Here is a 21,337-nt window from a genome sequence, read left to right as displayed (position 1 = left end):
GAAGACCTGCTGCCCCAGCGACAGGTGGTTGCTGATCTCCAGGGTCTTCGTTGCGGGGTCATACCGGTGCAGCACGGTGTCGCCGAGATCGATGCGCCTGTTGATGTGCACGCCGTGCACTTCGGTCAGCCGGCGATTGAGCTCGCGGGCCAGGTCCCCGTGCTGCACCGGTATGACCCCGCAACGAAGACCCTGGAGATCAGCAACCACCTGTCGCTGGGGCAGCAGGTCTTCAAGATGGCCGCCGAGTTGGCCTACCTCGAATACGGCGACCTGATCGACGCGCTGGTCGAGGAGGGCAAGTTCACCAGCGAGGAGTCGCACACGCTGGCCCGGCTCGGGCTGGCGAACTACTTCGCCGCGGCCGCGGTGCTGCCCTATCGCCAGTTCCACGACGTGTCGGAGAATTTCCGCTACGACGTGGAGCGGTTGTCCTCGTTCTATTCGGTGAGCTATGAGACCATCGCGCACCGGCTTTCGACGATGCAACGGCCGTCGATGCGCGGGGTGCCGTTCTCGTTCGTCCGGGTGGACCGGGCGGGAAACATGTCAAAACGCCAGTCCGCCACCGGTTTTCACTTCTCCTCCAGCGGCGGCACCTGCCCGCTGTGGAACGTCTACGAGACGTTCGCCAACCCGGGCAAGATCCTGGTCCAGATCGCCCAGATGCCCGACGGCCGCAACTACATGTGGGTGGCCCGCACGGTGGAGCGCCGCGCAGCCCGGTATGGTCAGCCGGGTAAAACCTTCGCGATCGGGCTGGGTTGCGAGCTTCGCCACGCGCACCGGCTGGTCTACTCGGAAGGACTCGACGTCTCGGGGGATTCAGGAACAGTGGCCACACCGATCGGCGCGGGCTGCCGGGTCTGCGAACGTGACAACTGCCCGCAGCGGGCGTTCCCGGCCCTGGGCCGCGCGCTGGATCTCGACGAACACCGCAGCACCGTCTCCCCGTACCTGGTGAAGCAACCGTGACCGGGCCGCAGCAGGGCCGCATCCCGTCGGGACGATTCCGCGAACTGGGCCCGGTCAACTGGGTGCTGGCGAAGCTGGCCGCGCGCACGGTGCGGGCTCCCGAGATGCACCTGTTCACCACGCTGGGCCAGCACCGGTTGCTGTTTCTGGCGTGGAGTGTCTACAGCGGCCGCGTCCTGCGCGGCCGGCTGCCGGCGGTTGACACCGAGCTGGTGATCCTGCGGGTCGCGCATGTGCGCGCCTGCGAATACGAGCTGCAGCACCATCGCCGGATGGCGGCCAAGCAGGGCCTGAACGCGGATCTGCAGGCCGCGATCTTCGCGTGGCCCGAGCGGCTGGACCGGGTCGAGGCGCGCCTGACGGTGCGGCAGCAGGCGCTGCTGGCGGCGACGGACGAGTTCATCAAGGACCGCACCATCGCCGACGCGACTTGGCGGCAGCTCGCCGAGCACCTCGACCGGCGTCAGCTGATCGAATTCTGTTTGCTGGCAAGTCAATACGACGGGCTGGCCGCGACGATGGCGGCGCTGGACATCCCGCTGGACAACCCGCGCTAACCCGCGGTCAGAGGTAGACGCTGGCGAACACGGCCAGCGTCAGCAGCAGCGGCGGCACGGACAGCGCGAAGCCGAAGCCCGACCAGGCGTATTTGCGGCGTCGGCGCAGCAGCGAGGCCCACGTCGTGGCGCAGACGGCCAGGGCAAGCGAGAGCAGCAACACCGTGGGCGCCCACCTCTCCACCGCCGCGTTGTCGTCGGCGATCGAGAAGGCGGCCAGCCACAGGACATAGCCCGCGGCCAGCCCGCCGACGGCCCCCACAACGACGTCGCTGCGCACGCGGCCTCAGAAGTTGATCATGTGGCCGACCAGGCCGTGGAAGCACTCCTGCAGCGCCTCGGACAGGGTCGGGTGGGTGTGCACGTTGCGCGCCAGCTCGGTGGCGGTCAGGTCCCACTTCTGCGCCAGCGTCAGCTCGGGCAGCAGCTCGGACACGTCGGGGCCGATCAGGTGTCCACCCAGCAGCTCGAGGTGCTTGGCGTCGGCGACCAGCTTGACGAAGCCGGTGGGGTCGCCCAGGCCGTGGGCCTTGCCGTTGGCGGTGAACGGGAACTTGGCCACCACCACGTCGTAGCCTTCGTCGCGGGCCTGCTGTTCGGTCAGTCCGAAGCTGGCCACCTGGGGCTGGCAGAACGTCGCCCGCGGCAGCATCCGGTAGTCACCGAGCGCCAAAGTCTCTGCGCCGGCGATGGTTTCGGCCGCCACCACGCCCATGGCCTCGGCCACGTGGGCCAGCATCAGCTTTCCGGTGACGTCGCCGATGGCGTAGATGTGGCCGACGCTGGTGATCATGTAGTCGTTGATGCCGATGGCCTTGCGGTCGGTCAGCGCGACCCCGGTCTTCTCCAGGCCGTAGCCCTCGACGTTGGGCGCGAAACCGATGGCCTGCAACACTTTCGCGGCCTTGATCTCCTGCGTGTTGCCGTCCTTGCTGACGACGACGGTGACCTCGGTGCCGCTGTCGTTGATGGACTCGACCTTGGTGCCGGTGAGGATCTTGATGCCCAGCTTCTTGAACTGCTTCTCGATCTCCTTGGAGACGTCGGCGTCCTCGTTGGGCAGCGCGCGCGGCAGAAACTCCACGATGGTCACGTCAACGCCGTAGTTCTTCATGACATAGCCGAACTCCATGCCGATCGCGCCGGCGCCGGCGATGACGATCGACTCGGGCAGCTCGCGGGACAGGATCTGCTCTTCGTAGGTGACCACGTTGGCCGACAGCGACGTTCCGGGGACCAACCGGGTGCTGCTGCCGGTGGCGATGATGGCGTTGTCGAACGTCACCGTCTCGGTCCCACCGTCGTTGAGGTCGACGGACACCGTGTTGGCGTCGGTGAACCGGCCGTAGCCGTGGATCTCGGTGATCTTGTTCTTCTTCATCAGGAAGTGCACGCCCGCCACCCGGCCCTCGGCCACCTTGCGGCTGCGGTCGAAGGCGGCGCCGTAGTCGAACGTGGCGTCGCCGCTCATCCCGAAGGTCTTGGCCTCTTTGGTGAAGATGTGTACCAACTCGGCGTTGCGCAGCAACGCCTTCGAGGGGATGCAGCCGACGTTGAGGCAGACTCCGCCCCAGTACTTCGGCTCGATGATTCCAGTGTTCAGGCCGAGCTGTGCGGCGCGGATGGCTGCGACATATCCGCCGGGACCGGCCCCGAGGACGACGACGTCAAAATGGGTCACGGCCCCTACCCTAGTGGCCGCCCGGGCCGGGCGTTAATACGGAACGAGGCCGACGAGACAGTGGCCCACCCGGGCGCAGTGGTAGTACCCGTCCAGCGGCGCCGCGGCGGCCAGGGAGGCGAACGGCCCCGACATCACCGCCAGCGACAGCGCGGCGACCAGCGGCCTGCCCTCGACCATCGCCAGCAACACGCCGGCGACCGCGCACGCCACCACGTAGACCAGGATGACGAACAGCGCCGGGGTCACGTCGGCCGAGTGGTACCACCAATAGAACAGGCCGAACCCGACGACGGCGGCCACGGACCACACGCCGAGGACCACCAGCAGCAGCTTCCACCACTTGAGGTAGAGGTAGCGCCCGGGAACGGTGACCGGTTGCACCGGCGTGACAGCGGAGTCGGCGCCGGAATCCCCCTCCTCGGCGGCCGGCGCGGGCGTCTCGGGTGCGCCGTTTGCCGCGGAGGGCTCCTCACCGCCGTCTTCGTCGGAGTCCGAGAAGTCCGGCACCCACGACTGCGTCCCGGTGTCCTCGTCGGAATCGGAGAAGTCCGGCACCCACGATTGGGTGCCGGGGCTCGACGGGGTTTCGTCGTCAGCCACGAGCGGTCACCTGCAGGGCGACGAGCACACCGAACCAGCCGGGCGCCAGGGCCAGGACGAACGCGCCCAGCATCGTCACCCAGCGGCGTCCGGAGAACAGGATCGTCACCAGCGCTGCCGCGCTGGGAATCCCGACCACCGATGCCAGGGCGAAGGCCGGGCGGACGCTCGGATGGGCGGCCACGGCGAATCCCACCCCGGCCAGCAACCCGACCGCGGCGCCGATCAGCATGGCCGCGGCCAGTGACCGCGGACGCGGGAGGGGGATCACGATTTCGACATTACTGGGGTCGCCGGGCCGGAGGGCATGTTCGGAATGCCGCGTCCGCCACCACCTCGCCGCGCACGCTGGGGCGTACGCCCCGTTCGTAATCGGTGCCGGTGATCACCGGCGCCCGCCGCAGCTCGGCCTGTTCGTCGTCGGTGAAGACGCGGCCACGGGACAGGAACCGCACCCCCTCGGGCGCCTCCAGGCTGAACCCGCCGCCCCGGCCGGGGACCGCGTCGATGACCAGCTGCGTGTGCTTCCAGGTCTCGTACTGCGGACCCGAGATCCACACCGGCACCCCGTCTCCGACGTCGAGCACGCCCAGCAGCACGTCGCGGTCACCGACCAGGAAGTCCCCGCGCGGGAAGCACATCGGCGACGAGCCGTCGCAGCAGCCGCCGGACTGGTGGAACATCACGGGACCGTGGCGGTCCTGCAGGCGCGCCAGCAGTTCGGCGGCGCCGGCGGTGATCACGACTCCTGGCGGGGGCCCGGGCTCCATCTAGAAGAATCCCTGCGCCTTCTCGGAGTAGGACACCATCAGGTTCTTGGTCTGCTGGTAGTGGTCGAGCATCATCTTGTGGTTCTCCCGGCCGATGCCCGACTGCTTGTAGCCGCCGAACGCGGCGTGGGCGGGATAGGCGTGATAGCAGTTCACCCACACCCGGCCGGCCTGGATGTCGCGCCCGGCCCGGTAGGCGGTGTTGCCGTCGCGGCTCCACACCCCCGCACCCAGCCCGTAGAGTGTGTCGTTGGCGATCGAGATCGCGTCGTCGTAGTCGGAGAACGACGTCACCGCGACCACCGGACCGAAGATCTCCTCCTGGAAGATCCGCATCTTGTTGTTGCCGGCGAAGATGGTCGGCTGCATGTAGTAGCCCCCGGACAGATCGCCGCCCAGCTCGGCGCGCTCCCCGCCGGTGATGACCTTGGCGCCCTCGTCCTTGCCGATCTCGATGTAGGACAACACCTTTTCCAGCTGGTCGTTGGATGCCTGCGAGCCCAGCATGGTCTCGGTGTCCAGCGGATCACCTTGGCGCACCGCTTTGGTCCGGATCGCGGCCAGCTCGAGGAACTCGTCGTAGATGTCGGACTGGATCAGGCTGCGCGACGGGCAGGTGCACACCTCGCCCTGGTTGAGGGCGAACATGGTGAAACCCTCGAGCGCCTTGTCCTGGAAGTCGTCCGCCTTGGCCATCACGTCGGAGAAGAACACGTTGGGGCTCTTGCCGCCGAGCTCCAGCGTGACCGGGATCAGGTTCTGGGAGGCGTACTGCATGATCAGCCGCCCGGTGGTGGTCTCACCGGTGAACGCGATCTTGGCGATCCGGTTGCTCGAGGCCAGCGGCTTGCCCGCCTCGGCGCCGAACCCGTTGACGACGTTGACGACACCGGGGGGCAACAGGTCGCCGATCAGCGACATCAGGTAGAGCACCGAGACCGGCGTCTGCTCGGCGGGTTTGAGCACCACCGCGTTGCCCGCCGCCAGCGCGGGCGCCAGCTTCCAGGTGGCCATCAGGATCGGGAAGTTCCACGGGATGATCTGCCCGACCACGCCGAGCGGCTCGTGGAAGTGGTAGGCGACGGTGTTCTCGTCGATCTGGGACAGCGAACCCTCCTGCGCGCGGATGGCCCCGGCGAAGTAGCGGAAGTGGTCGACCGCCAGCGTGATGTCGGCGCCGAGCGCCTCGCGGATCGGTTTGCCGTTGTCCCACACCTCGGCCACCGCCACCGCGGCCTTGTGCTCCTCGATCCGGTCGGCGATCTTGTTCAGGATTGCCGCCCGCTCGGCCGGCGGGGTCTTGCCCCAGGCCGGCGCCGCCCCGTGGGCGGCGTCGAGCGCCTTGTCGACGTCGGCCTCGTCGGAGCGGGCCACCTCGCAGAACGGCTGGCCGGTGACCGGCGTCGGGTTCTCGAAGTAGCGGCCCTGCGCGGGCGGGACCCACTCGCCCCCGATGAAGTTGTCATAGCGGGATTCGTACGACATCAACGCCCCAGCAGAACCTGGACGTGCGAAAACAGTCATCTGCTCTCACCCCTCGTTCGCCTGTGTAATACACCTCACACTACCGCCGGAGGTCACAATGGCTTCCATGACGTCACAAGCCGCCGCTCCTCCCGACGACGCCCAAGACCCCTACCTGTGGCTCGAGGACGTCACCGGCGACGAGGCGCTGGACTGGGTGCGCGCGCGTAACGAACCGACGCTGGCGACGTTTTGCGACGCGGACTTCGAGCGGATGCGCGTCGAGGCGCTCGAGGTGCTCGACACCGACGCCCGCATCCCCTACGTGGTCCGCCGCGGCGAGTATCTGTACAACTTCTGGCGCGACGCCGCCAACCCGCGCGGGTTGTGGCGGCGTACCACGCTGGACAGCTATCGCAGCGATTCTCCCGAGTGGGACGTGCTGATCGACATCGATGAACTGGGGCGGGCTGACAACCAGAACTGGGTGTGGGCCGGCGCGGGGGTGATCGAACCGGAGTACACGCGCGCGCTGGTCGCGCTGTCCAGAGGCGGCTCGGACGCCTCGATCGTGCGCGAATTCGACATGGGGACCCGTGAATTCGTCGCCGGTGGATTCCAGTTGCCGGAGGCCAAGTCGCAGCTCGCCTGGGTGGACGCCGACACCGTCCTGGTGGGCACGGATTTCGGCGACGACTCGCTCACCGACTCGGGTTACCCGCGGGTGATCAAGCGGTGGCGCCGGGGCACCCCGCTCACCGACGCGGAGACCGTGTTCGAGGGCGCCCGCACCGACGTGCGGGTGTCCGCCTCGGTGGATCGCACTCCCGGCTTCGGGCGCACCCTGCTGGGGCGGGCCCTCGACTTCTGGAACGAGGAGGTCTACGAATTGCGGGGGCCGGAGCTGATCCGCATCGACGCGCCCACCGACGCCAGCTTGTCGATACACCGGCAGTGGCTCTTGATCGAGCTGCGCACGGATTGGTTCTACGGCGCGCAGAACTATCCCGCGGGCGCCCTGCTGGCGGCCGACTATGACGAATTCCTTTCGGGCACCGCAGAATTGAGCGTGGTGTTCGAGCCCGACGAGCACACCGCGCTGAATCACTACGCGTGGACGCGGGACCGCCTGCTGTTGGTCACCCTCGCCGACGTGGCCAGCCGGGTGGAGATCGTCACGCCGCCCTCGCGTGACGTCCCCCAGCGCCCGGCTTCGTCGCGCTTGCGATCGTCACGGAGTGACTGGCGGCGCGAGCCGGTCGCCGGGATACCGCCGGCGACCCACACCGTCGTCGTCGGCGCCGACGACACCGGCGACGAGTTCTTCCTCGACTCCAGCGGCTTCGTCACCCCCTCGCGGCTGCTGCGCGGCGCCGGCGAGGGGCCGCTGGAACAGATCAAGTCCGCGCCGGCCTTCTTCGACGCCGAAAACATCACGGTGGCACAGCATTTCGTGGCATCCGACGACGGCACCCAGATCCCGTACTTCGTGGTGCGGCCCGCCGGCGCCCAAGGCCCCGGGCCGACCATGCTGTACGGGTACGGCGGGTTCGAATCCGCCAACACCCCCGCCTACAGTGGCGTGCTCGGCCGGCTGTGGCTGGCCCGCGGCGGCACCTACGTGCTGGCCAACATCCGCGGCGGCGGGGAGTACGGCCCCGGCTGGCACACCCAGGCGATGCGCGAGGGCAGGCACAAGGTGGCCGAGGACTTCGCCGCCGTGGCAACCGATCTGGTGAACCGTGGCATCACTACCGTCGACCGACTGGGAGCGCAGGGCGGCAGCAACGGCGGCCTGCTGATGGGCATCATGCTGACCCAGTACCCGGAGCGGTTCGGCGCGCTGGTCTGCAGCGTGCCGCTGCTGGACATGAAGCGCTACCACCTGCTGCTCGCGGGCGCCTCGTGGATGGCCGAATACGGCGACCCGGACAATCCGGAGGACTGGGCGTTCATCTCCGAATACTCGCCCTACCAGAACATTACGGCCACGCGGCACTACCCGCCGGTGCTGATGACCACGTCCACCCGCGACGACCGGGTGCATCCGGGCCACGCCCGCAAGATGACGGCGGCGCTACAGGCCGCGGGACATCCGGTCTATTACTACGAGAACATCGAGGGCGGGCACGCCGGCGCGGCCGACAACCAGCAGGTCGCCTTCAAGGCCGCGCTTACCTATTCGTTCCTGTGGCGGATGCTGGCGCCCCCGACGTAAAAACCGGGGTCCTGCCTCCGCTGTCCAGGATCCCGTCGGCGAGTGGACGCGCGCCAGGGCCGGCAGCCCGCTGTTGAGAGGACCAACGTCCTCACTCGGCCTTGTCGACGTCGCTCGCCGTCCCGACCCATAAGATCGTCGACGTGTCAGCGACCCAACGCATCGAGCTCACCCTGCTGGCGACCGGATTGATCTTCATCCTGGTTTCGGCGGCGCAGGCACGCTACCGCTTCATCCGTCACCGCCGCGCGGGCCGGCGGTTCTACTGGGCGACCGCGATCATCGGCACCGTCTGTTTCGCGATCGGCACCGGCAGGATCTGGCCGAACGCCGTCTGCGTGGCGCTGATCTTCTCCGGCCTGCTCGTCCTGTCGGCCTACCTGACGACGCCGTATCTCAAGATCGGCGGCCGGATCTATGCGTCGTCACCGGAGAACCGTCAGCCCGACCCGTAAGGACGCCATGACCGCACCCGACTTCGAGACGCTGCTCTACACGACGGCCGGCCCGGTCGCCACCATCACGCTGAACCGTCCCGAGCAGCTCAACACCATCGTGCCGCCGATGCCGGACGAGATCGAAGCGGCCGTCGGCCGGGCGGAGCGTGACCCGGCCGTCAAGGTCATCGTGCTGCGAGGTGCCGGCCGGGCCTTCTCCGGCGGCTACGACTTCGGCGGCGGCTTTGTGCACTGGGGCGACTCGATGATGACCGAGGGCCGGTGGGATCCCGGAAAGGACTTCGCGATGGTCACCGCCCGCGAGACCGGGCCGACGCAGAAGTTCATGGCCATCTGGCGGGCGTCCAAGCCCGTCATCGCCCAGGTGCACGGCTGGTGCGTCGGCGGGGCCAGCGACTACGCGCTGTGCGCGGACCTGGTGATCGCCAGCGACGACGCGGTGATCGGCACCCCGTACAGCAGGATGTGGGGCGCATACCTGAGCGGGATGTGGCTCTACCGGCTCAGCTTCGCCAAGGCCAAGTGGCATTCGCTGACCGGGCGCCCGCTGACGGGCGCCCAGGCCGCCGAGATCGTCGGGTTCAACGAGGCGGTGCCGTTCGAGCGGCTCGAGGCCCGGGTCGCCGAGATCGCCGCCGACCTGGCCCGGATCCCGCTGTCACAACTGCAGGCGCAGAAGCTGATCGTCAACCAGGCCTACGAGAACATGGGATTGGCGTCCACCCAGACGCTGGGCGGCATCCTCGACGGCCTGATGCGCAACACCCCCGACGCCCTCGACTTCATCAAGACCGCCGAAACCCGGGGCGTGCGGGCGGCGGTGGAACGCCGCGACGGCCCGTTCGGCGACTACAGCCAGGCCCCGCCGGAGCTGCGGCCCGACCCGACGCACGTCATCGTGCCTGATCGCGACCAATACTGAGCTGAGCTAGAGACTGTCCGCCGTCGCCCAAAAAGTGCTACCGTAACAACCATGTCTCGGCTGAACACTGGCTTGCGCGCAGGCGCCGCCTTCCTCGCCCTCGGCATCGCTGCCGCCGTCTTCCCGAAGACCGCCGTGGCCGACTCCACGGAAGACTTTCCGATTCCGCGCCGGATGATCAACACCACGTGCGACGCCGAGCAGATCATGGCGGCCACCCGCGACACCAGCCCGGTGTACTACCAGCGGTACATGATCGACTTCAACAACCACCCGAACGTCCAGCAGGCGACGATCGACAAGGTGCACTGGTTCTACTCCTTGTCACCGGAGGACCGCCGCACCTACTCCGAGAACTTCTACAACAACGACCCGCTGTGGTACGCCTGGCCCAACCACATGAAGCTCTTCTTCAACAACAAGGGCGTCGTCGCCAAGGCCACCGACGTCTGCGGCCAGTACCCGCCCGGCGACATGTCGGTGTGGAACTGGGCCTAGCGCCTCCCAAAAATCCGCACGCCCCTGAGGGGACGTGCGGATTTTTTTGCCCGGCGCCCGGGCGTCCGCCTCGTTCGGATCAGCGCGGCTGTACCAATCCGCCCGCCGGGCGCTCCTCGACGTTCTTGAGGATCAGCTCGCGCACGGCCGGACGCGGTCCGTACGGTCGCAGCATGGTGCTGGCCGGCCGTGGTCGCACGTGCTGCGGCCACCAGAACCAGCGCCCGAGCAGGGTGGCCAGTGACGGTGTCATGAAGGACCGCACGATCAAGGTGTCGAACAACAAACCCAGCGCGATCGTCGTACCCACCTGGGCCATCACCATCAGCGGGCTGAACGCGAACGTGGCCATGGTCGCGGCGAACACCAGACCGGCGGAGGTCACCACCGAGCCCGAACCGGCCATGGCCCGGATGGTGCCCGTTTTGAGCCCGGCGTGGATTTCCTCCTTGAACCGCGATATCAGCAGCAGGTTGTAGTCCGAGCCCACCGCCAGCAGCAGGATGATCGCCATGGCCAGTACCATCCAGTGCAACTTCAGGCCCAGGATGTACTGCCATAGGAGCACGGAGAGTCCGAATGAGGCGCCCAGTGACAGCAACACCGTACCGACGATCACAAAGGCCGCCACGACGCTTCGGGTGATCACCAGCATGATGATGAAAATCAGTGTGGCTGCGGCGATTCCGGCGATCAACAGGTCGATGTTGGAGCCGTCGTGCATGTCCTTGTACGTCGCGGCGGTACCGCCGAGGTAGACCTTGGCGCCCTCCCAGGGCGTGCCCTTGATCGCCTCGTGCACGGCCTGCTTGATCGGTGCGATGTGGCTGATGCCTTCGGGACTCGCCGGGTCGCCTTCATGGGAGATGATCAACCGGACGGCGTGCCCATCCGGCGAGATGAACTGTTTGAGACCCCGCGCGAAATCCGGGCTCTTGAACGCCTCCGGCGGAAGGTAGAACGTGTCGTCGTTCTTGGCCTTGTCGAAGGCATCGCCTTGGGCGGTGGCGTTGTCGGACTGCGCTTTCGCCTGTTCGTTGAGACCCATCATGGTCGCGTAGTTCGACATCACGGTATCGAGGTTGCGCTGCTGACTCTCGATCTGCGGCGGTATCAGCGCCACCAGCTTCGGCTGGATCTGATCCAACTTGTCCAGATTCGCGCTGAGGTCCACGATGTTCTGAGCCACCTGGTCGATGCCGTCGAGCGCGTTGAAGACCGACCGTAGCGCCCAGCAGACCGGGATGTCGTAGCAGTGCCTCTCCCAGTAGAAGAAGCTGCGGATCGGCCGGAAGAAGTCGTCGAAGTTCGCGATGTCGTCGCGCAGCGCCTCGGTGATCCTCACGGTTTCCTTGGTGAGCCTGGTGGTTTCGTGCGTCGTGTTACTGAGGTCCTGGGTGACCTGCATCTGCTCATGCAGGGTGGCCATGGTCTTCTTCAGCTCGTCCGCCTGCTTGAGCAGGTTGTTCGCCTGCTCGTCTTGATAGTGCTGGGTCTGGATCCGCCCTGCGGCTTGAGCACTCATCTGAAAACCGAGGGTGCTGTGGTCGAGCGGGGTGCCCAACGGCCGGGTGATGGTCTGGACCCGGCCGATACCGGGGATGTGGAAGACCGCCTTGGCAACCTTGTCCAGGACCAGGAAATCGGCCGGGTTGCGCAGGTCGTGATCGGTCTCGATCATCAACAGCTCGGGATTGAGCCGAGCCTGGTCGAAGTGCCGGTCCGCGGCGGCGTAACCGACATTGGCCGGGGTGTCTGCCGGCAGGAAGTGGCGGTTGTCGTAGTCCGTCTTGTAACCGGGCAGGGCGAGCAGACCTACCAATGCGATCCCGATGGTCACCGCGAGAACCGGTGCGGGCCAACGGACGACCGCGGTGCCGATGCGACGCCAGCCCTGGGTCTGCAGCTTGCGCTTCGGATCCAGGAGCTTGAAGAACGAAGCCACCGTCAGCATCGCCGGAGCCAACGTCAAAGCCGCTAACACCGCGACCAGCATGCCGACCGCGCACGGCACCCCCAGCGACTGGAAGTACGGCAGCCGGCAGAAGCTCAGGCAATACATCGCGCCTGCGATGGTCAGGCCCGATCCCAGCACGACATGCGCGGTGCTGTGGAACATGGTGTAGAACGCTTGTTCGCGGGTCTCGCCCAGACCGCGCGCCTCGTGGTAGCGACCGACCACGAAGATCGCGTAATCCGTCCCGGCGGCGATCGCCATCAGCACCAGCATGTTGTTGGCGAACGTCGACAGCCCCATGACGCCGTAGTTACCGAGCGTCGCGACGACACCGCGGGCCGCTGCCAGCTCGATGAACACCATGGCCAGCATGATCAGCATGGTGATAAACGAGCGGTAGACGAACAGCAGCATCACCACGATCACCAAAAAAGTGATAAGGGTGACGACCATGACGCCCTTCTCGCCCGCGTGGGACTGATCGGCGAACAGCGGACCCGCTCCGGTGACGTAGGCCTTGATTCCGGGCGGCGCGGGCACCGAGTCCACGATCTTGCGCACGGCCAGGGCAGACTCGTTCGCCAGCCCGCCGCCCATGTTGCCGGCGAGGTAGACCTGGACGTACGCGGCCTTTTGGTCGTGGCTCTGGGAACCCGCCGCCGTCAGCGGATCACTCCAGAAATCCTGGACGTGCTGAACGTGTTTCTTGTCTTGTTCGACGCGCCTGACGATTTCGTCGTAGTAGCGGTGCGCTTCGGCCCCGAGTGGTTTGTCGCCCTCCAGCAAGATCATGGCCGAGTTGTCGGAGTTGAACTCTTTGAACGTCGAGCCGACCCGCATCGTCGACTGAAAGGATGTCGCGTCAGTCGGACTCATCGACACCGAGTGGGTTTTGGCGACGACCTCCAGCTGCGGGGACACGGTATTGGTGATGAACACAATGGCCAACCACACCAGGACGATCGGCAGGGCAAGCCGATGGATCATCCGCGGCAGGAACGGCGGGATCAGTGGCTGATCGACGCGGGTCGGAGTCTCGCCTGGCTCGCTCATGCGGACTTGTCCAAGCAATAGACGAAGGGGTTCACGGTTTCGTTCGAATCCGAGCGATTCGGAGCCTTGATGACGTCACCGTGCCCGTCGTGGTTGTTCACGACGAATTGGCAGGCGATCCAACTGCCGTCTCCTTGCGCCACCAGGTTTGCCGGGATGCCAGGCTTCGTTGAACTCAATACGATGCTCCAGGGCAAGGGCACATTGAGGGCCTGCTGCGGATGGGAGTTCTCGTCGAGGTAGTTGATGGTTGCCGTGCTGCCCGGTGAGCCCCAGACCTCGAGCGTGATCGTCTTGGCGTTGAACTCGTCGAGCACCTCGCCCGAAGTGCCACCGCCGAACGAACCTTTGTGAACGCCGAAGACGCCGTGCAATCGGTATACGACGAATCCCGACACCGCGACGACGGCCGCGATCGTGAGCACCAACCAGAAACGTCCCAACAGCCCCCGCTTCTTGGCGCGCCGCGGAGCGACATCTTTCCCCTCCCTGCCGGCGGAGCCCTGCTTCTGCAGCGGCTCGGTCCTTGGCTCAGTCGTCGTCATGGGCAGTCCAAGTCCTTCCCGTCTTCGCCCGGTTGGAGTTCGCCAAGCCATGGCTCCCCGGCCTCCTTGTTCATGGCTTCTCCGCGATGAGGCCGACGCACGTCGCGGTCAGCAGGCGGGTGAGGGCCGAGGCGAAGTCCAGATTCCATTCGGGCGGCACCACTTCCGGCTCCTCGGCGTAGGCGTCGGTGAGGCGCTCCGGCGGGTTGGCCACCTGCCATAGCGTGGCCGCCAGCGAGTACGCCGCCAGCAGGATGTCCAGCGACCCCGAGCGGCCGAGTTCCGGCAGCGCGTTCTCGATGGAATCGGCGAGAGAGAGCGTGGCGGCCGTGCTGATCCGCTTGACCTCGACCACCCTCTCGGCGTCCACCTCGTGCTCGAGGTGCAGGTGCAGGTTGGCCAGCAAGTCGCAGAACAGCGGGTCGTCGGCCAGGGCATCGGCCAGCGTCTCGGCGATTCGCGACGGCGACTTCGGGCCCGGCTTGGCCAACTTCTCGGACACGGTGGTCGACCAGCGCACCCACCCCTCTGCCGACAGGTGCAGCAGAACTTCCTTGTGCGAGCTGAAGTAGCGGCGGACCGCGGAGTAGTGGATGCCGGCCCGGCTGGCGACGGCGGTCAGGGTGACCGAGGCGACGCCCGTCTCGAGCGCCAGCGAGCGCGCGGCTTCCACGAGTGCCTCCGCACGTTGGCGCTTCTTCTCCTCGGTGCGGGCGCGCTGGAAGGTGAGTTGCGCCACCGCCAGAGCGTAACGCACGTTGTGTGATTTGTATAACGCACGGGGCGTGATTTGCACCGTGCCACATTGAACCTTCCCGGCCGGGTAATGGTGTATGTAGGTATGCACACCATCGCGCTCATCGGCTTCCTCGGCGGCCTCATCACCGGCATCTCGCCGTGCATCCTGCCGGTGCTGCCGGTGCTTCTGCTATCGGGCGCGGGCAGCACCCGGGGGCTCAGTGCCGCCGCGCGGCCCTACCTGGTGATCGCCGGCCTGGTGTGCAGCTTCTCGCTGGCCACGCTGGTGGGCTCCGGGCTGTTGACGGCGCTGCACCTGCCGCAGGACGCGATCCGGTGGGCGGCCCTGGTGGTGTTGGTGCTGATCGGCCTCGGGCTGATCTTCCCGCCCCTGCAGCACCTGATCGAGCGGCCGTTCGGCTACCTGCCGCAGCGGCAAATCGGCGCCAACGCAGACGGTTTCGGGCTCGGATTGACCCTGGGCGCGCTGTATGTGCCGTGCGCGGGCCCGGTGCTCGCGGCGATCGTGGTCGCCGGCGGCACGCAGACGATCGGGGCCGGCGCGTTGGTGCTGACCGGGACGTTCGCGCTGGGCAATGCGCTGCCGCTGCTGGCGTTCGCGCTGGCCGGGCGGCGCGTCGCCGAACGTGTCGCCGCGTTCCGCCGCCGCCAGCGCGCGATTCAGGTCGCCGGCGGGATCATGATGGTGGTGCTGGCCGTGGCGCTGGTCTTCAACCTCCCCGCGATGCTGCAGCGCGCGATCCCGGACTACACGACGGCGATGCAGAACGAGATCGGTGGCAACGAACTCCAGCGCACTCTCAACCCCGCCGCGGCGACGCCGCCGCCCGGGTCCGGCGGCTTGCGGCTGAGCCCGGCCGGGGTCAGCGCCAGCGGCGCGCTGACCAACTGCATGGACGGCGCCACCCAGTTGCAGCAGTGCGGCCCGGCACCGGCGGTCGGCGGGGTCACGGGGTGGCTCAACACCCCGGACGGCAAACCGCTCGACGAGGCGGCGGTGCGCGGCAAGGTGGTGCTGATCGACTTCTGGGCGTATTCGTGCATCAACTGCCAGCGGGCCATCCCGCACGTGGTGGATTGGTACAACCGGTACCACGACGCGGGGTTCGTCGTCATCGGGGTGCACACCCCCGAATACGCCTTCGAACGGGTGCCCGCCAACGTCGCCAGCGGCGCCGCCGCGTTGCACATCACCTACCCCGTCGCCCTGGACAACGACTACACCACCTGGAACAACTACCAAAACCTTTACTGGCCGGCCGAATACCTCATCGACGCGAACGGAACGGTCCGGCACACCAAATTCGGTGAAGGCGACTACGACGGCACCGAGAAGCTGATCCGCGAGCTGATCGCCGACGCCCGTCCCGGCGCCCGGCTGCCCGCGCCGACGCAGTCGCCGGACACCACGCCCCGGACCAGGCTCACGCCCGAGACCTACCTCGGGATCGACCGGGCCCGAAACTACGGTGGCGCAGGCGATTACAAGTCGGGTGCGTTCGGCTACCCGCCGCAGTTGGCCGGCGACAGGTTCGCGCTGACCGGCCGGTGGAAGCTCGACGACCAGGGCGCCACCGCCGACAGCGACGACGCGGCCATCCGGCTGAACTACACCGCCAAGGACGTCTACGTCGTCGTCGGCGGGACGGGCACGCTCACGGTGACGCGGGACGGGACGACGACGACGACTCCGATCGGCGGGCCGCCCACCCTGCACCGGGTCGTGGCCGACCCGGAGGCGCGCAGCGACCAGCTCGACATGCGGGTCAGCCCTGGGCTGCAAGTCTTTTCGTTCACCTTCGGCTAGCCGGCGGGTTTCTTCCGCAGACTGCCCAGCATCGCGACGAGCACGCCGGCGATCGCCAGGGCCACGCCCGTGAGCAGCGCCAGGTTGAGCCACTGGTGCAGGCCCGCCTCCGCGTGGTCGACCATGACCTCGGCGATGCGGCGGATGTCGCCGGTGGTGTGGTTGAGCGCGGCATCGACGCGGCGGCCGGCGATCTCGATGCCCGCCCACCCGCCGGCGCCGACCAGCAGCGCGGAAACCCCCAGGCTCGTGAGCGCCTTGCCGCGGCGGCGGGCGGCGGCCAGCGTCAGCACGGCACAGATCACGCTCAGGGCCGCCGCGCCGACGCTGACCCACGGCCCCCAGGTGGCGAGCGGGCTGAGCTGCCCCGGCCGCAGGGAGCGCGGCGTCGACGCCGTCAGCGGAACGCTCAGCGTCGCAGGCACTTTCACGTTGTGGCTGCTCAGTATCCGCTGCAGCGAGGCGTCCTCGAGCATCGGTGCCACGTCGATCGCCCACGATCCACCGGCCCCGTCGGCGCTGAACAACCAGCGGTGCGCCGTCCGGTTCGCCCTGGCGAACAGCGCCGGAAACGCCGGCCCGGCCGTGAACGCGGCGGCGGCCTGGTGCAACTGCGCCGCGTCGACCGGCCGGCGTCCCCCGGTGCGATCCGCGATGAGCGCCATCGCGCGGTTGGTCAGCTCGTCCGCGGCCGCGGACTGCAGCGCGGGATCACCCGCGGCCCGCTGGGCCAGCGCGGCGTAGCCAGCCTCACTGACGACGTTGCACTGCAGCCACGCAGCCGGGATCGCCACGGCCAGCGCGACGGTCGTGGCCAGCCACAGCATCGCCCGCAAGACCGCGGCCACCAATCGCACGTCGCGAAAACCCAAGCCCTAGGGCGCGATTCCGCGCACGTACGCGGCCTGCCCCAGGTGTTGGGCGCAGTCGTCGATGATGCTCACCAACCGGGCACTGGCGGTCACCGGCGGGTCCCAGTTGGTGTCGACCACCCGCTGAAGTTCGGCGGCGGTCACGCCGGCGACGTACTCGAGGGTCAGCCTGTGCACCGCGTGGTAGTAGCCGGACAGCAGGTCAGCGGGCGCCTTGACCTTCCCGACCTGCTCCGGGCCGTGCCCGTAGCCGGTGTCGTTGCGCGGCAGGTCGAGCGCGAACCGGTCCGCCCAGCCGTCGCGCAGCCACACCTGCTCGACGCCGGCCACGTCGGCCAGCTGGATGTCCTGCACCCGCGCACTGTGCCAGAGCAACCAGGCGATGCTGTTGGCGTGCGGGGTGACTCGATAGTTGGCGACCTCGTCGGTCAACCCGTCGGCGATTCCGTCGACGTGTTCGATCAACCGGGTGAAGGCATCGCGGAGCAGTTCTTGGGCGGCGGAGTCGGGGCTGGAGGTGTTGGCCATACCCGCGACATTAGATCCTGGCACCACCCGCGGGCGCGGTCGTAGATTATTTGAATGACCTACGACCTCATCATCCGCAACGGCACCATCGTGGACGGGCGGGGCGGTGAGCCGTTCGTCGGCGACGTCGCGGTGCGAGACGGCGTCATCGCGGCGGTGGGCGCCGTCAACGGGGAAGCCGCACGGCGGGAGATCGACGCCACCGGGCTGCTGGTCACCCCGGGCTTCGTCGACCTGCACACCCACTACGACGGGCAGTCCATCTGGTCGGAACGCCTGACGCCGTCGTCGGCGCACGGGGTGACCACCGTGGTCATGGGCAACTGCGGGGTGGGCTTCGCCCCGTGCCGCCAGGAGGACCACGACGTGCTCGTCGACGTGATGGCCGGCGTCGAGGACATCCCCGGCGTCGTCATGACCGACGGCCTGCCCTGGACATGGGAGACGTTCCCCGAATACCTGGACGCGCTGGACGCCGGCCGGCGTGACATCGACGTCGCCGCGTACCTGCCGCACTCCCCGCTGCGGGTCTACGTGATGGGCGAGCGCGGCGCCAACCGCGAGCCGGCCACCGCCGAGGACCTCGCCAAGATGCGGGCACTGGCCAAGGAGGCGGTCGAGGTCGGGGCGCTGGGCTTCGCGTCGTCCCGGTTGACCATCCACAAGACGGAAAGCGGTTCGCCCATCCCGAGTTACGACGCCGCGCGCGAGGAGATCGAGGAGATCGCCCGCGGTGTCGTCGACGGGGGCGGCGGCCTGCTGCAGTTCGTGCCGGACATCCCGGCCGGCGGCTACGAACCGGTGCTGCAGATGGTGTTCGACGTGGCCGAGGACGTCGGCCTGCCGCTCACGTTCACGCTCGTCGTCGCCAACGCCGGCGACCCGACCTGGCCGGACGCCATCACCATGATCGAGAAGGCCAACGCGGCGGGCGGTGACATCACCGCGCAGCTGCTTCCGCGTCCGATCGGGTTGATCATCGGGCTGCAGCTGTCCGCCAACCCGTTCGTGCTCTACCCGAGCTACCGGGAGATCGCCCACCTGCCGCTGGCCGAGCGGGTCGCCGAGATGCGCAAGCCGGAGGTGCGCGCCCGCATCCTGGCCGACAAGCCCGGCGTCGGTCATCCGATCCTGTACGTGGCGCAGATGTGGGACTGGATCTTCCCGCTGGGCGACAACCCGGACTACGAGCCGGACCCGTCGACCAGCGTCGGGGCGCGGGCCCGGGCCCGCGGCGTCGACCCCATGGAGGAGGCCTACGACCGGCTGCTCGACGACGACGGCCGCGCCATGCTGCTGGTGGCCACCAGCAACCTGCAGGGCAATTCGCTGGACACCGTCGGGGAGCTGCTGCACCGCGACGACGTGGTGCTGGGGCTCGGCGACGGCGGCGCGCACTACGGGATGATCTGCGACGCCAGCTACTCGACATACTTTCTTGCGCACTGGGCCCGCGACCGCAAGCGCGGGCGGTTCACCGTGCCGGAGGCCGTCCGCGAACTCACCTCGGTGCCGGCCCGCATCGCCGGGCTGGGCGACCGGGGCCGCATCGCAGTCGGGTACAAGGCCGACCTCAACGTCATCGATCACGCCGCGTTGCGGCTGCACAAACCGGTCATCGCCTACGACCTGCCGGCCGGCGGGCGGCGCCTGGACCAGACCGCCGACGGGTACGTCGCCACCGTCGTCGCCGGCGAAGTGATCGCGGAGAACGGCGTGCCGACCGACGCCCGTCCCGGCAAGTTGGTCCGCGGGCGGCAGCCCAGGCCAGCAGCCGCGCAATAACGCCACCAAAACGGCCAGATCCCGGGTAAGTTGAGCCGGTGACGAGCCCGCATTTTGCGTGGTTGCCGCCAGAAGTGAACTCGGCACGAATCCATTCGGGTCCCGGAGCCGGGCCGCTGCTTGCTGCCGCGGAAGCCTGGGACGGCCTTGCCGAGGACCTGGCATCGTCAGCCTCGTCGTTTTCTTCGGTCACGTCAAATCTCGCCAGCGGGTCCTGGCAGGGCCCGTCGTCGGCGGCGATGATGGCCCTCGCCACGCACTACGTGAGCTGGCTCAGCGCGGCGGCGGCGCAGGCGCAGGCGGTGTCCAGTCAGGCCTCCGCCGTCGCGGCCGCGTTCGAGGGCGCCCTGGCGGCGACGGTGCAGCCGGCGGTGGTCGCCGCCAATCGCGCACTCGCCCACGCGTTGTCCGCCACCAATCATCTGGGCCAGAACACCCCTGCGATCGCCGACATCGAGGCCGCCTACGACCAGATGTGGGCGTCGGACGTGGAAGCGATGTACGGCTACCACGCCGACGCGTCGGCGGCCGTGGAGAAGTTGGCACCCTGGCAGCAGGTTCTGCAGAACCTCGGTTTCCACTTCAGCAGCAGCGGCCAGCTCACGTTCGGCCTCCCGGCGGCGCGGGTTCCGCGCACGCTCTAGCGCCCCGCCCCCGCGCCTATCCTGGAGCACCATGCGCACGAAGAAGAGGGTGGACATCGAGCGGCTCGGGGCCGCTCTTCCCGACTATCCGTACGCCTACCTGGTCACCGTGGACGACGACTACCGCGTGCACACCGTGACGGTCGAGCCGCAGCTGCGCGACGCGACACTCGACGTCGGCCTCATCGGCGGCCGCACCCGGCAGAATCTGGCCCAGCGTCGCGACGTCACCCTGCTGTGGCCCCCGGGCGAGGCCGGCGGCTATTCGCTGATCGTCGACGGCACGGCCGAGGTGACCGAGGCCGGGGACGCGGTGCGCCTCGAGGTGGTGCCTACCCGCGCGCTGCTGCACCGCGACGCCGACCCCGACTCGCCGGAGGCGGCCAAGGGCTGCCTGCACGACTGCGTGGTGTTCTCCCTGCCGGCCTAGGGTGCGCCACGGCGGTCGCCGAGTGTGGGCCCTGTGTACGTCCCCAGATCGGAATTCGTCCACAGACCCCACACTCGGCGAACCCGTGGCTGCGGCCCCGCGCTCACCATGGCCACATGGACGATTGGCCGTTCCGCGGCAGTTTCGCGCTGGAACGCGGCGCCGTCACCCGCAACCAATTGCGCACCCGGTATCGACCCGTGTTCCGCGACGTGTACATCAGAAAAGACGCGGAGCTGACGGCAGTTACCAAAGCACACGCGGCGTGGCTATCGACGGGTGCGACCCTGGCCGGCCTCTCGGCGGCCGCGGTACTCGGCACCAGATGGCTCGATGCGGCTGCGCCCGCGGAAATCGTGCGCGCCGACCGGCGGGGACAGCGAGGCGTCGTGGTGCACAGCTATCAGCTCGCCGATGACGAGGTGTGCACCGTCGCGGGAATCCGCTTGACGACCCCGGCGCGCACCGCTTTCGACATCGGTTGCGGCGCGGCTGCTACCAAGGCGGTCCCCATCCTCGACGCCCTGCTCCATGCGACGGGTGTAAAACCCGCGGAGGTCGTCGCCGTCGCCGACCGGCACTCGCGTGCCCGAGGCATCCGGCGGCTGCGGGCCGCGCTGGCACTTGCGGACGGCGGTGCGGAGTCACCACAGGAAACCCGGTTGCGCATGCTCTTGCTCGACGCCGGACTGCCCAGGCCGGAGACACAGATCGAGTTTCGCGACCTACGGATCCGGGTCGACATGGGATGGCGCGAGTGGAAGGTCGCCGTCGAGTACGACGGCATCCAGCACTGGGAGAACCGATATCA

General features: G+C 68.1%; 21 protein-coding genes and 1 pseudogene. 11 read left to right on the top strand and 11 right to left on the bottom strand.

The window, feature by feature from the left end; translation table 11 throughout:
- Positions 1-156 precede the first annotated feature (156 nt).
- Together A5713_RS14855 and A5713_RS14850 are read left to right on the top strand one after the other, a co-directional pair.
- Positions 157-975, top strand: a pseudogene (locus A5713_RS14855) (short-chain fatty acyl-CoA regulator family protein); the annotation flags it as partial.
- On the top strand, positions 972-1,532 hold the full coding sequence (locus A5713_RS14850) for a carboxymuconolactone decarboxylase family protein (RefSeq protein WP_068096549.1): 561 nt from the start codon (positions 972-974) through the stop codon (positions 1,530-1,532). The pseudogene A5713_RS14855 and the gene A5713_RS14850, both read left to right, overlap by 4 nt.
- 7 nt (positions 1,533-1,539) lie before the next feature.
- Here A5713_RS14850 and A5713_RS14845 read toward each other — a convergent pair whose 3' ends face one another.
- From A5713_RS14845 to A5713_RS14820, 6 genes are read right to left on the bottom strand one after another with little or no spacing between them, the layout of a single operon-like run.
- The gene (locus A5713_RS14845; RefSeq protein ID WP_068096547.1) at positions 1,540-1,812 is read right to left on the bottom strand and encodes a hypothetical protein; all 273 of its coding nucleotides are present in this window, start codon (positions 1,810-1,812) and stop codon (positions 1,540-1,542) included.
- A 6-nt stretch (positions 1,813-1,818) separates the two neighbouring features.
- Positions 1,819-3,213 carry a dihydrolipoyl dehydrogenase gene (gene lpdA / locus A5713_RS14840; RefSeq protein ID WP_067919623.1) on the bottom strand — a complete coding sequence of 465 codons (1,395 nt, stop codon included), beginning with the start codon at positions 3,211-3,213 and terminating at the stop codon, positions 1,819-1,821.
- Positions 3,214-3,246: 33 nt separating this feature from the next.
- Positions 3,247-3,816, bottom strand: coding sequence for a hypothetical protein (locus A5713_RS14835; protein WP_068096545.1), 570 nt, complete (start codon positions 3,814-3,816; stop codon positions 3,247-3,249).
- Positions 3,809-4,087, bottom strand: coding sequence for a putative holin (locus A5713_RS14830; protein WP_102418860.1), 279 nt, complete (start codon positions 4,085-4,087; stop codon positions 3,809-3,811). Before A5713_RS14830 ends, A5713_RS14835 begins: the two co-directional genes overlap by 8 nt.
- Before the next feature lie 10 nt (positions 4,088-4,097).
- Positions 4,098-4,586, bottom strand: a complete 489-nt coding sequence (locus A5713_RS14825) for a DUF779 domain-containing protein (protein WP_068096543.1) — start codon at positions 4,584-4,586, stop codon at positions 4,098-4,100.
- On the bottom strand, positions 4,587-6,110 hold the full coding sequence (locus A5713_RS14820) for an aldehyde dehydrogenase family protein (protein WP_067919613.1): 1,524 nt from the start codon (positions 6,108-6,110) through the stop codon (positions 4,587-4,589).
- Between the two features lie 67 nt (positions 6,111-6,177).
- Here A5713_RS14820 and A5713_RS14815 point away from each other — a divergent pair, with 67 nt between their 5' ends.
- The 4 genes from A5713_RS14815 to A5713_RS14800 all read left to right on the top strand — a co-directional run bounded on the left by A5713_RS14815 (position 6,178) and on the right by A5713_RS14800 (position 10,146).
- Positions 6,178-8,268, top strand: coding sequence for a prolyl oligopeptidase family protein (locus A5713_RS14815; RefSeq protein ID WP_068096541.1), 2,091 nt, complete (start codon positions 6,178-6,180; stop codon positions 8,266-8,268).
- Between the two features lie 143 nt (positions 8,269-8,411).
- Complete coding sequence (locus A5713_RS14810; protein WP_068096553.1) at positions 8,412-8,723, top strand: hypothetical protein; 312 nt, start codon at positions 8,412-8,414, stop codon at positions 8,721-8,723.
- A gap of 7 nt (positions 8,724-8,730) precedes the next feature.
- Positions 8,731-9,648, top strand: a complete 918-nt coding sequence (locus A5713_RS14805; protein WP_068096538.1) for a crotonase/enoyl-CoA hydratase family protein — start codon at positions 8,731-8,733, stop codon at positions 9,646-9,648.
- A gap of 51 nt (positions 9,649-9,699) precedes the next feature.
- A complete protein-coding gene (locus A5713_RS14800) occupies positions 9,700-10,146 on the top strand; it encodes a DUF5078 domain-containing protein (RefSeq protein ID WP_067919606.1) in 447 nt (148 codons plus the stop codon).
- A gap of 79 nt (positions 10,147-10,225) precedes the next feature.
- Here A5713_RS14800 and A5713_RS14795 read toward each other — a convergent pair whose 3' ends face one another.
- The 3 genes from A5713_RS14795 to A5713_RS14785 all read right to left on the bottom strand — a co-directional run bounded on the left by A5713_RS14795 (position 10,226) and on the right by A5713_RS14785 (position 14,458).
- A complete protein-coding gene (locus A5713_RS14795) occupies positions 10,226-13,156 on the bottom strand; it encodes an RND family transporter (protein ID WP_068096536.1) in 2,931 nt (976 codons plus the stop codon).
- On the bottom strand, positions 13,153-13,701 hold the full coding sequence (locus A5713_RS14790) for an MmpS family transport accessory protein (protein WP_068096534.1): 549 nt from the start codon (positions 13,699-13,701) through the stop codon (positions 13,153-13,155). Before A5713_RS14790 ends, A5713_RS14795 begins: the two co-directional genes overlap by 4 nt.
- Before the next feature lie 70 nt (positions 13,702-13,771).
- Positions 13,772-14,458, bottom strand: a complete 687-nt coding sequence (locus A5713_RS14785) for a TetR family transcriptional regulator (RefSeq protein ID WP_102419974.1) — start codon at positions 14,456-14,458, stop codon at positions 13,772-13,774.
- 84 nt (positions 14,459-14,542) lie between these two features.
- Between A5713_RS14785 and A5713_RS14780 the strand changes: the two genes are divergently transcribed.
- Positions 14,543-16,267: a cytochrome c biogenesis protein DipZ gene (locus A5713_RS14780; protein ID WP_067922768.1), complete on the top strand. Its 1,725-nt coding sequence runs from the start codon at positions 14,543-14,545 to the stop codon at positions 16,265-16,267.
- On the opposite strand, the gene A5713_RS14775 is transcribed toward A5713_RS14780, so the two are convergent.
- Complete coding sequence (locus A5713_RS14775) at positions 16,264-17,124, bottom strand: hypothetical protein (protein ID WP_068096531.1); 861 nt, start codon at positions 17,122-17,124, stop codon at positions 16,264-16,266. The two genes, A5713_RS14780 and A5713_RS14775, sit on opposite strands and share 4 nt — an antisense overlap.
- An 18-nt stretch (positions 17,125-17,142) precedes the next feature.
- On the bottom strand, positions 17,143-17,667 hold the full coding sequence (locus A5713_RS14770; RefSeq protein ID WP_067922774.1) for a mycothiol transferase: 525 nt from the start codon (positions 17,665-17,667) through the stop codon (positions 17,143-17,145).
- A 54-nt stretch (positions 17,668-17,721) separates the two neighbouring features.
- Here A5713_RS14770 and A5713_RS14765 point away from each other — a divergent pair, with 54 nt between their 5' ends.
- From A5713_RS14765 to A5713_RS14750, 4 genes are all read left to right on the top strand, one after another.
- Complete coding sequence (locus tag A5713_RS14765; RefSeq protein WP_068096528.1) at positions 17,722-19,452, top strand: amidohydrolase family protein; 1,731 nt, start codon at positions 17,722-17,724, stop codon at positions 19,450-19,452.
- Positions 19,453-19,490: 38 nt separating this feature from the next.
- The gene (locus tag A5713_RS14760) at positions 19,491-20,096 is read left to right on the top strand and encodes a PPE family protein (protein WP_082972957.1); all 606 of its coding nucleotides are present in this window, start codon (positions 19,491-19,493) and stop codon (positions 20,094-20,096) included.
- 31 nt (positions 20,097-20,127) lie between these two features.
- Positions 20,128-20,526: a hypothetical protein gene (locus A5713_RS14755; protein WP_068096525.1), complete on the top strand. Its 399-nt coding sequence runs from the start codon at positions 20,128-20,130 to the stop codon at positions 20,524-20,526.
- A 116-nt stretch (positions 20,527-20,642) separates the two neighbouring features.
- The coding region (locus A5713_RS14750; RefSeq protein ID WP_231980425.1) for a hypothetical protein at positions 20,643-21,337 on the top strand (695 nt) is incomplete at its 3' end.

Source organism: Mycobacterium sp. E2497, from assembly GCF_001668695.1.
GTDB lineage: Bacteria > Actinomycetota > Actinomycetes > Mycobacteriales > Mycobacteriaceae > Mycobacterium.
The sequence above is the reverse complement of the archived record's forward strand: the minus strand, read 5'-3'. Positions and strand labels throughout refer to the sequence as shown.